The sequence below is a fragment of the Streptomyces sp. bgisy130 genome, assembly GCF_057708345.1.
Genome location: NZ_JBYISA010000001.1, coordinates 55,775 through 68,432 on the forward strand (window position 1 = coordinate 55,775; position 12,658 = coordinate 68,432).

At 67.6% G+C, this 12,658-nt stretch carries 9 protein-coding genes and 2 CRISPR repeat arrays (1 of these 11 only partly in view); of the genes, 5 read left to right on the forward strand and 4 right to left on the reverse strand.

Annotated elements, in window-relative coordinates; translation table 11 throughout:
• Position 1 precedes the first annotated feature (1 nt).
• Both AC3EUV_RS00230 and AC3EUV_RS00235 read right to left on the reverse strand, forming a co-directional pair.
• On the reverse strand, positions 2-328 hold the full coding sequence (locus AC3EUV_RS00230; RefSeq protein ID WP_432140999.1) for a hypothetical protein: 327 nt from the start codon (positions 326-328) through the stop codon (positions 2-4).
• 210 nt (positions 329-538) lie between these two features.
• The gene (locus AC3EUV_RS00235; protein ID WP_432141000.1) at positions 539-724 is read right to left on the reverse strand and encodes a hypothetical protein; all 186 of its coding nucleotides are present in this window, start codon (positions 722-724) and stop codon (positions 539-541) included.
• A 352-nt stretch (positions 725-1,076) separates the two neighbouring features.
• Between AC3EUV_RS00235 and AC3EUV_RS00240 the strand changes: the two genes are divergently transcribed.
• Complete coding sequence (locus tag AC3EUV_RS00240; RefSeq protein ID WP_432141001.1) at positions 1,077-1,238, forward strand: hypothetical protein; 162 nt, start codon at positions 1,077-1,079, stop codon at positions 1,236-1,238.
• Positions 1,239-2,945: 1,707 nt separating this feature from the next.
• On the forward strand, positions 2,946-4,040 hold the full coding sequence (locus AC3EUV_RS00245; RefSeq protein WP_432141002.1) for an IS110 family RNA-guided transposase: 1,095 nt from the start codon (positions 2,946-2,948) through the stop codon (positions 4,038-4,040).
• A 438-nt stretch (positions 4,041-4,478) separates the two neighbouring features.
• Here the strand turns inward: AC3EUV_RS00245 and AC3EUV_RS00250 are convergent, their stop codons facing one another.
• Complete coding sequence (locus AC3EUV_RS00250; protein ID WP_432141003.1) at positions 4,479-4,754, reverse strand: helix-turn-helix domain-containing protein; 276 nt, start codon at positions 4,752-4,754, stop codon at positions 4,479-4,481.
• A 611-nt stretch (positions 4,755-5,365) separates the two neighbouring features.
• A CRISPR array of direct repeats spans positions 5,366-6,553; the repeat unit is 29 nt; unit sequence CGGTTCACCTCCGCCTGCGCGGAGAGGAC.
• Between the two features lie 903 nt (positions 6,554-7,456).
• On the reverse strand, positions 7,457-7,690 hold the full coding sequence (locus AC3EUV_RS00255; protein ID WP_432141004.1) for a DUF6207 family protein: 234 nt from the start codon (positions 7,688-7,690) through the stop codon (positions 7,457-7,459).
• A 192-nt stretch (positions 7,691-7,882) separates the two neighbouring features.
• On the opposite strand from AC3EUV_RS00255, the gene AC3EUV_RS00260 reads away from it, so the two are divergent.
• The 3 genes from AC3EUV_RS00260 (at position 7,883) to AC3EUV_RS00270 (ending at position 10,823) form a co-directional block, all read left to right on the forward strand.
• Complete coding sequence (locus AC3EUV_RS00260) at positions 7,883-8,593, forward strand: HNH endonuclease family protein (RefSeq protein ID WP_432141005.1); 711 nt, start codon at positions 7,883-7,885, stop codon at positions 8,591-8,593.
• 525 nt (positions 8,594-9,118) lie between these two features.
• On the forward strand, positions 9,119-10,150 hold the full coding sequence (locus AC3EUV_RS00265) for a NucA/NucB deoxyribonuclease domain-containing protein (protein ID WP_432141006.1): 1,032 nt from the start codon (positions 9,119-9,121) through the stop codon (positions 10,148-10,150).
• Positions 10,151-10,238: 88 nt separating this feature from the next.
• Positions 10,239-10,823, forward strand: coding sequence for a hypothetical protein (locus tag AC3EUV_RS00270; protein ID WP_432141007.1), 585 nt, complete (start codon positions 10,239-10,241; stop codon positions 10,821-10,823).
• A gap of 1,454 nt (positions 10,824-12,277) precedes the next feature.
• A CRISPR array of direct repeats spans positions 12,278-12,658; the repeat unit is 29 nt (it continues 76 nt past the right edge of the window).

The following is a 12,658-nucleotide window of genomic DNA, read 5'->3' on the forward strand; positions in this document are numbered from 1 at the left end:
CTCACCCCCGCGACGGCTCACTCCGCCGGAACGACAGGGTCACCGCGAACCCTCCGGTCACCGCGGCTCTGGCCAGCACGACGCCCGAGGCGGCCTCCAGCTCGACCGAGAATTCCATGTCCACCGTGTCGAGGCCCCAGCCGCTCGTCTCATTGCCGTCAGAGCCGGCCACGAGCCGGGCGCGCAGACCGTCCGCCACCTCGTTCACGGTCGCAGCCAGTTCGTCGATCCGCTCGGCGAAGCGCTCCCGTAGCGCTGCCCCGGCCAGGTTTCCCAGGTCATTCGGTCCCGGTACAACCGCCACCTGGACGGAATCGAAACTGGGCATTGCAACTCCCAACATGGGCTGCAGTCCGAGTTCTCTACTTCCCATGATCCGACCGGATCTCCTCGCAGGCAAACCGTCCAGGTATGTCGCTCCCGTCCGCGCCCGGGGGCATTCCAGGGCACCGGAAGGATCACTACCGCGCGAGCGCGCCGGAATGGGCGAGTTAGGACCTTCCGGCCGAAGCCTTCAGGGCCTGGGGCAAGCGGTCCTTCATCCGTCTGATCTCGGACCGCCCGTGCTGGCGTTGCGGGTGCGGTTCTGGAGCGTGATCTGGTTCCAGGGAAGGGACTTGAGCTGTTTGCGGAGCTTCTTCTGGTTGCCCTTCACGATCACGATGGAGTGCGCGTCGCGGGAGCGGAGGTACTCGGCGTGCTCGAGCTGGGGGTGCACGCTCACAGCCCTGGCGGAACCTGATGCCGCCTTCCAAGGTTGGGGTGTGGACGTGGTCGAGTCAATGTGCGATGCGGCGCGCGCCCGCATCAGCCGAGTCGGCTTCGAGGCCGAATCAAGATCATTCACGCCCACGGCCGTAACCTCGCCGCGGTGCTGCCGGCCGACCTGCGAGAGCAGGTGGAGGTCATTCACTGCAAGTCGGTAGTCAATGAATTCTTCGGTGGCGGCGACAGCGGGGCCGTGGCCTTTGTGCGCACCCTGAGCGCGCTGTTCCCCGAGCGGTTGCTGCTCAACGTGGACTACTACGGAAAGCTCGGCCGAGTCGACGCCATCCCGTCCGTAATATCGGCACACGGTGGTACACGAAGTCATTCAGGCGCTCATTGGTCAAGGCGTTCCGCCTGAGCGCAGGGAGGAGTGGCTGCCGATCTACGAAGCTGCCGGGGTGCGGCTCGAGCATGTCTTCGAAGGAGATGACTCCGGCATCGAATGGTTCGTCCACGTCGTGGAGCTCTGACACCGAACAGCTCTCATTGCCCCGTCGGGTCTCACCGGCATTTCACGGGCGGACGCTTCGACGCCGTGTCACCACGGCTGGGCCGCGCTCGCCGACCGTCGCGATCACGGAAGCGTTCCAGTCGACCTGAACCTGGGCGGCCTGGTAGGCGAAGGTCTACGCGTCTTGCCTCCTGCTGGCCTTGTGGGTGTGGGTCCACGGTATCGTGCTGGTACCCGCTTCTCATGGGGAGCGAAGACCGGGTGGGCGTCGCGGTGTGGGTGGAGCGAGGGGGCCGGGTGCGCTCCGCATGGTGTGAGAGGCGCGGCCCCGCCGGTGTCGGTGGGCGGCTTTGGGGTGTTATTCATGGCCGAGTCGGCGAGCCAGAACCTGCATGGCCGGTCGCTGACCTGCTCGGCGACTCTCAGACTGACGAGCCTGCTGGGGCGTTGGCGATGGTGCCTGAGGACCTATCAATGATGCGGTTGATTCGGGTGGCGGTGAATGACTCGTCGGGGTGGCCTGGAGGTGGTCAATGACCACGTGCCGGAGCGCTCGGCGCGAGCGGCCTTCCACGCTTGGCGCGGGTACGCCGGTCGGGCTAAAGGTTGTCCCGTGACGGCGGGGCGGTGCTGAGATTCCCGGAAGGAAACGGCTGCCCCCGGGCGCTCGCGGAAGGCCGACCGACGTCGCTTCCGACCTCCCCCTTATCGGAGGATTCCGCGTCCTCGCCGACTGGCTCTGCACCGCAGCAGCCGTGCGACCGTGCCCGACTGGCAAGTCGAAGACCGGATGCGGCAAACGCCACCTGTTCTGGGAGACCCCACGCGCCTCTGACGGAATCGTGAGCGGCTACGCCGGCGACCGAGGTGATCGGCTCGGGGTCACCGTCGGCCGCACCATCATCGGCGCCGCCACCGGCAGCGTCGTGCCCATCTTCCTGCCCAGCCGCAAAGACCACCGGACCGGAAGCTTCATGTGGGTCCCCGTCGACGACCACGCCACGTGGTCCGACTACCAAGACGAGGTCACATCCGACGAGCCCGAACCAACTCCGGCGGATCACGACCTGCACTTCTCCGGCAACGATGCCAACAGCACCTGCAATTCGGCGATCAGATCTGGACTCCCAGTGCGCCCCTGCAGCGCCGTGGCATCGACAGCGTCGAGCTTGGCATCACCATCGAGACCGACGCCCTCCCGGCCATCCCGAAGCAGCGCACCTCGCAGGATCGAGTGCGTCCTCAGCCGTCGCCGTCGAACCTGGTGCCGAGACAACGGATAGTCGATTGGAGTGACCCCGCCCGCTTCCTGCCCGAACCGCAGCCTTGCTGGCACTGCGGGAAACCCACCAGCCTTCTCGACGACGACGCGAAACCGTCCCACAAGGTTTGCGCCGAGGAACACGCCATCGGATAGCGGGGACGGGCAGGGAGTCCAGCGTGCGAACGGTATGTACGGTCATGGCTTCAGCTGGCCGTAAAGGTCCGCTCGGGGACAGGGATGGGTATACCGGTTGATGTCCCCGCGCGCTGGGTTCTGGCTCGTGAGAAATCGGACCCGTGTGTCCGGTCGGCCTTTCGTCGATCACCAGTGCGGGATGTACTGCTGCCGGGCTGTTGAGGCGTGTCCCATGGATGGCCGTGCTGTGAAATGGGCACTGTCTCACTCCTGACCGGCTCGAGGGCCCGGTGGCGTGGGCCTGGCTTCTAGAGCAGGAGGTGCGCCGTGACGAATGCCCGAAGTTCTCAACACGGTCAGCCTGCTGCGGGCGAGGTCATCCTTGGCGTGGATACGCACCGGGATGTTCATGTGGCCGTTGCACTCTCCACGCTAGGCGTGGTTATGGGCACCGCGTCCTTTCCCGCCACGGCGGTGGGCTATCGCGGACTCTGGGAGTGGGCCAGCCGGCTGGGTACGGTGCACAGGGCCGGGGTGGAAGGGTCCGGAAGCTACGGAGCTGCCCTCTCCCGCTACTTGCGGGCTCGCCGGGTCGAGGTCTTCGAGGTGAATCGGCCTGATCGCTCGGTTCGTCGACGGCGAGGTAAGTCGGATCCGGTGGATGCGCAGGAGGCGGCCCGGGCGGTGCTCAGTGGCCGCGCTCGCTCCCAGGCTAAGACTGGGGACGGTCCGGTGCAGTGCGCCCGTCTCTTCAAACTTGCCAAAGACTCCGCTGTCAATGCCCGCACACAGGCAATCAATCAGCTCAAGGCGGTCCTGGTCACCGCCGATCCGGATCTGCGCGAGCAACTGGCCGGTCTAAAGACTCCGGCCTTGGTCCGCACTTGCGGGCAATTCGAAATTCGTGAGGGTGACGACGGGGAGAAGGATGCCGTGGAGCAGGCCACCCGGATCGCCCTGTGTCTGTTGGCTCAGCGGATTGATCAACTGGCCGGGCAGATTCGTGACCTGGAGCGGCGCCTGGCTGGGCTGGTGCAGCGGCACTTTCCACAGCTGCTTGTCCCGGTGGGGATCGGCCCGGATAGTGCCGCCACCTTGCTGATCACGATGGGGGACAACCCAGAACGCCTGCGGAGCGAAGCGGCGTTCGCGGCGCTTTGCGGGGTCAGCCCAGTGGAGCACTCCTCCGGTCGTCAGCGTCGCCACCGGCTCAACCGCGGTGGCGACCGGCAGGCCAACGCTGCCCTCTATCGGATCGTGCAGTCACGGCTCCGGTTCGATGCGCGCACCCGCAATTACTATGAGCGGCGCATCGCGGAGGGCAAGACCCGGCGCGAGGTCATCCGCTGTCTCAAACGCTACGCCGCCCGAGAAGTGTTCAACCTGGTCCGGCCTGGCATCGGGCCCCGCGAAGTGGCCTAAGCCATCCGAACGTTCGCACCAGGATGAGCGCTTGCGGGATCCCCGCGTCAGTGGTGGCATGCACCCTGGCCGTCCTTGCCCACACGCCGACTTATAGGTGGCGGCGAAGGGGTACTCGTCGCACTCCAGCTTGCCTCCCCGGCTGTATCCGGTTCCCCAATGTGCCTTGCACGCCTTGATGGCCTCCGCGCGGTTGTCGGACCTGGGCTTGGCGTCGTGGTACAGGCGGTTCAGGGGGATGTCGTGTCTGGGGGCATTCCTGCCCGCGCTTTTTTGGGGAAGGTGTTCCCGGGCTTGCTGAAGGCGTCCCGGACGTGTTCGGCCATGGCCTTCTCGACCGCGGCGCTCTGGGTGCTGTAGGGCTTTCTGCTCGCGAGAACCCGTTCTCGTGAAGCAAGCCACGTCGGCTTGTTTCCGCGGAAGGTCATGTGTGGCGGGTCACGACGGCGTGCAGTGTCCGGTGTGGCCGCCGCTGTACTCCGGCTCTCCGCTTTCGAGCACGCGGAGCAGGGACGCGGTGACGACACGTGTGCTACGGCCGATACGCAGCACACGGCACGGGAACTCCCCGCGACGAACCAGGTCGTACCCCTTCGCCCGCGAGAACCCCAATGCCCTGGAAGCGTCCTCCACACTCCCCGTTCCGTCCCACGTGGCGCGGATGCTCCTAGGGCTATACCGGGCGCCTTGTATCTCGTTAGTAAGTTCGTGCACTTCAGATTCTCCGGTGTAAAAAATGGCATTGCTTACGCGCAGCCAATACAGTTTGAAACTGCCATAAGAGTGCGGCTCTCATCGCGCGCTGAGGTCGACGTCGATGAGTGGGCTAACCCAATACGGGTCGACCTCTTTCCCGGGTTGCCCCGGGAAAATATGGCGCTCTGATTTCTTCGACGCGATCGACCTGGGGTGCAGATATGTGCCTCATGGGATCGGGAGGCGCACGTTACCTGTTCCTTACGGTGTACACGGGTGCATAGAGCGCTGAAGGGCGTGGAGCAAGTTGCATTGATGGCCGTCTCGGCGGTTCCCTTCGACGCGTGGTCAAGTACTGGCGGTGGACTACTAATGATCCGCGAGATCGCCGGTTTGGCTAACCGGCGATCCCGCGCTATGTTGCTTTGCGTCGAAGCAATCGGGGTCGTCCATCTGCCCCTTGCGTGGAGAGCCCCTCAACTCCAACTTGACGGCCACGCCATGAATCAGCCCACCTCAGCCTGCGCGGAGAGCACCCACGCGCCCGGGTGTTGCTGGCGCCAGGCATCGGCCCACCCCCGCCAGCGCGGATAGCACACGATGCTCCTGAACGGGGATGCTGGCCAGGACGGTTCACCTCTGCCTGCGCGGAGAGCACCGGGGAGAGCCGGGGCTGGCCTTCTCCGCGCCGGCCCACCTCCGCTCGCGCGGAGAGCACATCTCCTCCGGCCGGTCGGCGACGGCCTGGCGCGGCTCACCTCCGCCTGCGCGGAGAGGACGCCCGGACGAAGCCGATGACGCCGTAGTCCTTCGGTTCACCTCCGCCTGCGCGGAGAGGACGTCGTACGCCAGCTCCGGGCACTGGCGGACAACGGTTCACCTCCGCCTGCGCGGAGAGGACACACCAGCAGCCTCTGACCGGTCGCGGGCGTGCTGTTCACCTCCGCCTGCGCGGAGAGGACGCCGCCGTGGGCCCACACGACGCTGAGCGTCGCGGTTCACCTCCGCCTGCGCGGAGAGGACCAAGAAGTTCAGCACCTCTTCCCGGGCGTTGGCGGTTCACCTCCGCCTGCGCGGAGAGGACCGCACGCGTACACGCAGGCGTCCCACATTTTCCGGTTCACCTCCGCCTGCGCGGAGAGGACGCCAAGGCCCGGTTCGCGCAAGGTGTCCTCGACGGTTCACCTCCGCCTGCGCGGAGAGGACTGCTGCGGGATGGGGAACTCCTCGCCCCCCGCCGGTTCACCTCCGCCTGCGCGGAGAGGACGCCAAGGCCCGGTTCGCGCAAGGTGTCCTCGACGGTTCACCTCCGCCTGCGCGGAGAGGACGGCCCACCGCGGCGCCGGGTGTCCAGAGCGTTCGGTTCACCTCCGCCTGCGCGGAGAGGACGGTCACTTCGGGTCCTTTCGCGCGCCGACGGCGGGTTCACCTCCGCCTGCGCGGAGAGGACAGCCACCATTACATCGACGTGGGTCGGGCCTACGGTTCACCTCCGCCTGCGCGGAGAGGACTGGTCCACGATCTGCATGTACCCGTCCAGCACCGGTTCACCTCCGCCTGCGCGGAGAGGACTCAGTACCCCTTTCCTCACACAGTGTCCGTGCCGGTTCACCTCCGCCTGCGCGGAGAGGACGCCAGTCGCACATGAATCGCACGCGGAACACACGGTTCACCTCCGCCTGCGCGGAGAGGACGGGTCATCGACGACGTAGAAGAGGCAGTCGGTCGGTTCACCTCCGCCTGCGCGGAGAGGACCCGGCCGGCGCCGCACTTGGCCCGGACGACGCCGGTTCACCTCCGCCTGCGCGGAGAGGACCCTTCGCGACCTGCGGTGTTAGGAGCGCTTTGCCGATTCGTGATTCAAGGAACGCCGGTCATGCACCCGCCTGAATCTACCGGGGCGGCACAGCCTCTCGCAGGCACTGACCGGCGCACGGCCGCTCACCTGTGTCGCCGCGGTGGACAGGCCCGCACAATGCCGTTGAGGACCGTCGCGGCTCACCTCCGCTCGCACGGAGAGCGCGAATCCTGCTCAAACCCTGCTCTGACGTGGGGCGGCCTACCTCCGCTTGCGCGGAGAGCGCGCCACCTGCGGAGACCTGGTCGACATGCCCGGCGGCCCACCTCCGCTTGCGCGGAGAGCGCCTCGCGGCGCTCCCGGGCCTGCTGGTTGATCTCGGCCCACCTCTGCTTGCGCGGAGAGCGCGCGTCGTACGTCAACACGAGCGCGTAGACGGCCGGCCCACCTCCGCTTGCGCGGAGAGCGCGGAAGCTCAACCAGTACGCCGAGCACGGCCGACGGCCCACCTCCGCTTGCGCGGAGAGCGTCCAAGCGTGTCCGCGGCCGAGACCGACAGGTACGGCCCACCTCCGCTTGCGCGGAGAGCGCCCGGCCTACGGCTCAGACATCGACCCCAGTGCCGGCCCACCTCCGCTTGCGCGGAGAGCGCCCCTTCGCGACCTGCATCGTTAGAAGCGCTTTGCCAATTCGTGATCCTGTGAATGCTGGTGGCGCATTCCTTGAATGTACTGAGTTGGCCGCACCAGGTGCATGCCCACCGCGGGCACCTCCATCTGGGCGTCTTGGGCCGGCCAACCCGTACTTGATGACCTCGCCCCTACTCGGGGGACGTTGCCCGAGATGGAGCACTGGCCTGCAAGCTGCGTCGAGCCGGAGTCGATGCGGTGGCGCCCGTTGCTGAGGGTTGGCGGTGGAGTGTTCAGCGGGTGCTGGGGCCAGGACCGCTGCGGGGCAACGGGCCGCGGCGAAGATCTGCGTAGGCGCGGACCGTTACACCAGGTTCCCCTGGGGTGCGCCTAGGTGTGGAGGGCCCGGAGGAGAGCCACAGCCCGCCGAGCGCGGTCGCGGCCTGGGTAGCGGTCGCTTCGTCGGCTGCGGTGATGTCGAAAACGACCAGGCCCGGCTCGCACAGGTGCTCTTCGGAGATCTCCATGGTCAGCCAGACGCCCTTCGCCCGCCGGACAGTTCGCCACAACCGCGCAAGTCACCCGGACGTGGCACACACGCTCCTCGGATGCTTGGGGCAGCGCGCGGGCCACCCGACCATTGACTCGTCGGTTGACGCGACCAGGTGCGGTGGGTAGACCCATGACGCTGACTCCACCTCACCTGACCCGGGAGCCCTATGTTCTCCGCGCGCCGCCTGGCCTCCCCCCTGGCCTGCTCGCTGCTGACGCTCTCCGCAGCCGCGTGCACCCCCGGTACACCTCACCAAGACGCGAAGCCGCCCTCGACGAAACCGAGCGCCTCCTCCGACGGCAAGGACAGCACCCTGCGTCTGTCGGACTCGATAAGCCGACTGAAGGTGGCCCGCGAATCCCGTAGCGGATACGAGCGGGACAAGTTCCGGCTATGGACCGACGAGGACCACGACGGCTGCGACACCCGCAAGGAAGTCCTCCTCGCCGAGGCTGTGAAGAAGCCGCGCCAGGGCAAGGGCTGCAAGCTGACCGGCGGTAGTTGGCGCTCGTACTACGACGACAAGACCGTCACCGATGCTCGCAAGCTCGACATCGACCACGTGGTTCCCCTGGCTGAAGCATGGGACTCCGGCGCCTCGAAGTGGACCGCCCAGCGCCGTGAGCAGTACGCCAACGACCTGGGCAGCGAACGCAGCCTCGTCGCCGTCAGCCTTGGACCCAACCGCACCAAGGGAGACAAGGACCCGGCTGAATGGATGCCGCCAGCCAAGGACGCGACGTGCACCTACGTCGCCGACTGGGTATCCGCGAAGCTCCGCTGGAAGCTGACGGTCGACCGCGCCGAGCGGACCAAACTGCAGAAGGAGGCAGCCGGCTGTTCTGGTACCAACACCACCTTGACGCCGGCCCCATGAGACCGGCGCGGCACGGGCCGCTTCCTCCGGACGTGCCCGCGGGCAGGCCAGACCGGATCTGCCTTCCTGTGGCAGCCTGACCGAGACGCTATGTCCGTCGTCCGGCCTATCCGTGTTCCGCCCCGTTCGGGTCCGCCCCGGACCGTTCCTGCCCCGCGCCCTCTAGCGTCCCGGCTTCTCGCTGAGTGACCGCGCCCGAGCGGCTCTCTGGGCTGGACGGACCCGAACCCGCCACCCGGCCACCGGGGCCCCGGCCGCGCCGAGCTGTCTGGGGCTCCTCTTGCTGCGCCTCGGGCCTGTTGCCTGTTCGCGTACTCAGCCTCGCGATGCGGGGAGCGCGTCGAAGCTGAGCACTGTCGGCGGGAACCGGACACTTTGGCCGATTCCCGCGCCCTTCCATCGAAGTCCACCAAAAGGTGAGCAGTGCGTGTCGAGCCTGTGCTTTGATGCCGTCAACGCGATCGGGGGAGCGCGGAGTTGACCTGTGGTCCCTTGGTCGGCCGTGACCACCACAGGGGGCACAACTTGAAACTGGCAAAGCTGCTCACCACGGGAGCCGTGCTCCTGGGCGCGCTGGGAACAGCCGCAGCACCGTCCGCCACAGCCGCTCCGCCCAATGCCGGACAGCTGCGGGTCACCATCCGCCCGACCACCCACCAGACAGACGCTGCGGGCCGCAGCGCGATCGCCGCCGCCTCGTGCACCATCAACCGGATCACGATCAACCGGTTCAGCGAGTGCGAATGGGTCGCCGTCCACGTCGACGTCATCAAGGTCATCAACGGCCGTCCCGTCATCGAAGGCACCGCCGACTTCAACGTCAAGCACCAGATGACCCTGAAGGCCAGCTCCGCGAACTGGAGCGAGAAGTTCACCGTCTCCAAGGCGAAGACCACCCGTGCCGGCAAGGGCGTCCACCTGAATGTCTCCGCCTCCTCCGGCGGCGGCACCAAGGCCAGCGTCCACTTCCCGCAGGGCCACAGTCTCGACAGCGCCGCCTCCGGCACCGTCAACTACACCACGGGCACCATCGCCCGAAAGAAGATCAACCCCAAGGCGAAGACCACCTACGGCTACACCTTCACCAAGCCCGGCTACAGCCCCGGCAAGACCTCCTACGCCTCCGCCGTCTACCGATGCGACAACTACTACGGCACCACCGGCTGCGCCATGACCGAGGCCCCCACCGCCATCAACTTGATCACCCTGCCCCGCATCTCCGAAGGCATCCGCAAACTCCGCTCCCACGGGGGCCACTACGGCGACCCCAACGGCGGCAAACCCCTGCACTGGATGATCAACGCCACACAGCAGCGCAAGAACCGCCAGGCCGTCTGCAACCACCCCGTCCCCCCGGACATGCGCCGCGCCGGACGGACCTCCTGCGACGAGTACCCCTTCGCCTCCACCTACGAAGGCGGCACCCACCTGCCCGCCAGCCAGCGCACCATCACCTGGGTGAAGAAGAACGAGAACGACGCCCAGGGCGCCGGCATCACCAACTGGCGGCGCCAGTTCCACGTCATGGACCACGACCCCTTCTACGTGATCGCCTGACGACCAGCCCCGCGCTGCGCTAGACCAGGGTGTCTGCCTCCCTCCGTCACCGGGACGCAGACACCCTGCTCAAAGAAGGAGTCAACCCATGCTGGTCCGTGAAGCATCTTTCACCTTCGAGGTGGGGGAGAGCGGCTACCTCATCGGCTTCACCGAGCACGACGACTACCCCGACGAGATGCCCTATGGCTGGCACTGCGGACCCGCAGGCAAATCCAGTGCGATCGTCCTGACCGCCACCGACACCGGCCCCGTCCGCATCGCTCTCCAGGTCCACGACAGCCCGCCAGCGCCCGAGACCGATCCCGCCTGGGACCCCGCTGAGGAACTCAGCCTCCAGACCACGACCTCCCCCGTGCAGCTGTCGACGCTCGAGGCCGGCGACATCCTCGACGCCTGGCCCCCCGACCAGCCACCCCTCCACATCACAGCAGCCCCCGACAGCGGCGCCTGGGTGCGCCTGCGTCTGCACTGCCACACGGACAATCGCGAGCCCGGCCTCGGTGACCGCGGCGAGCGCCACCTCCTCCAGCTCTGGCCTGCGCCTCAGAGCCCGCCCCAGCACCCGCCCCTCACCGAAGCACACCAACGCGACCGTGCCGACTACGCCAGGCACGCCGCCATGCCCGTAGAGGACTACACCACCACCTACCCCTACGAGGTCCTGGGCTAGCGGTTCACCTCTGCTCGCGCGGAGACCGCATCGGGGGGCTCCAGCCGAATACCGCGTACACCGGCTCACCTCCGCTCGCGCGGAGAGCACCCGGCGGAGGTGGAAGTGACGTACGTTCACGGCGGCCCACCTCCGCTCGCGCGGAGAGCACGCGGTGCCCGGCGCCCTGGCACCGAGGCTCGATGGCCCGCCTCCGCCTGCGCGGAGAGCACAAGCCCGAGGGTGCCGCGCTCGCCGAGGGCATCGGCCCACCTCCGCCTGCGCGGAGAGGACGGTGCGAGCGGCTTTGGCCTCCCGCTTCAGGTACCTCCGCCTGCGCGGAGAGGGCCGGGCCCAAACGGTTCATCCATCGTGTCCCTCCGGTTCACCTCCGCCTGCGCGGAGAGGGCGGTGGACGGGATCTCTCCGGCGGATTCAGCGACGGTTCACCTTCGCTCGCGCGGAGAGCACTTCAAGTCCACGGCCGGTGAGGTCCTGGCACGCGGCCCACCTCCGCTTGCGCGGAGAGCACAACATCTCACCCAACCGCAAGCCGGTGTACGCCGGCCCACCTCCGCTCGCGCGGAGACCACAACCCCGCGCTCCAGCAGCAGGGTGCGAAGCTGCGGTTCACTTGCGGTTGGCCTCCGCTCGCGCGGAGACCACATGGCGTTGATCCATGCGGTTCGCGGTGCCTGCGGTTCACCTCCGCTCGCGCGGAGACCACGTCAAGTCCGCGTCTAGAGTGGCCTGAAGGTGTGGTTCACCTCCGCTCGCGCGGAGACCACCGGACCCGGACGGGAAGCCGTTCGGCTCGAAACGGTTCACCTCCGCTCGCGCGGAGACCACTCTCCGGAAATGCCGATGTGTGGCGTGGAATTCGGTTCACCTCCGCTCGCGCGGAGACCACGATCCGCTGAGGGTGACGCCAGCCGGCGCGTACGGTTCACCTCCGCTCGCGCGGAGACCACTCGGGGCCGGCCGCGGCGGCCTGGTCGTCGGCCGGTTCACCTCCGCTCGCGCGGAGACCACCCTTCGCGACCTGCGGTGTTAGGAGCGCTTTGCCGATTCGTGGTTCAAGGAACGCCGGTCATGCACCTGCCCGAATGTACCCGGCGGCTGGACGTCTCACAGGCTCACAGCCGCCCCCTCGGCGTGGCCAGCGGATGACGGCTCACCTCCGCTCTCGCGGAAAGCACCCGGCTGCCTCTCCCGGTGGCGGCGCGGACATCGGCTCACCTCCGCCTCCGCGGAGAGGACGGCCACTGCCCCGCCTGCGGCTGGGTCAGCCTCGGTTCACCTCCGCCTGCGCGGAGAGGACCCCCACTCGGTCGAGCGCTCGTCCAGGAGCTTCGGCTCACCTCCGCCTGCGCGGAGAGCACCTCACACGGCCGTCGGCCTCACCGGTCAGGTATAAATCAGCTCCGCCCGCGCGGAGACCACAGCGGTCTACTCAACTGCCGGTCCCTCCAGGTCGGCTCACCTCCGCTCCCGCGGAGAGCACGCCTGGTGCATGGCCACGGCCCGGTTCCGGTACGGCTCACCTCCGCTCCCGCGGAGAGCACTCCAGTACAGTCACGAACCGCCCGTTCGGCTCCGGCTCACCTCCGCTCCCGCGGAGAGCACTCATGACCACCCGTTGGACTGAGGACACCACCCGGCTCACCTCCGCTCCCGCGGAGAGCACTGCATCGGCGGAGCCCAAGCCCTCTCCAAAGCCGGCTCACCTCCGCTCCCGCGGAGAGCACCGCAGCTGCTCGCGCTCCCGCTCCTTCTCTGCCGGCTCACCTCCGCTCCCGCGGAGAGCACGGACCGCGCTCCGGGTCGAGCAGCCGGAGCGACGGCTCACCTCCGCT

What these genes read in the sequence shown, in the direction of transcription:
- AC3EUV_RS00230 (WP_432140999.1), bottom strand. Translation starts at nt 328, where the DNA reads ATGCCCAGTTTCGATTCCGTCCAGGTGGCGGTTGTACCGGGACCGAAT.
- AC3EUV_RS00255 (WP_432141004.1), bottom strand. Translation starts at nt 7,690, where the DNA reads ATGGAGATCTCCGAAGAGCACCTGTGCGAGCCGGGCCTGGTCGTTTTC.
- AC3EUV_RS00260 (WP_432141005.1), top strand. Translation starts at nt 7,883, where the DNA reads ATGTTCTCCGCGCGCCGCCTGGCCTCCCCCCTGGCCTGCTCGCTGCTG.
- AC3EUV_RS00270 (WP_432141007.1), top strand. Translation starts at nt 10,239, where the DNA reads ATGCTGGTCCGTGAAGCATCTTTCACCTTCGAGGTGGGGGAGAGCGGC.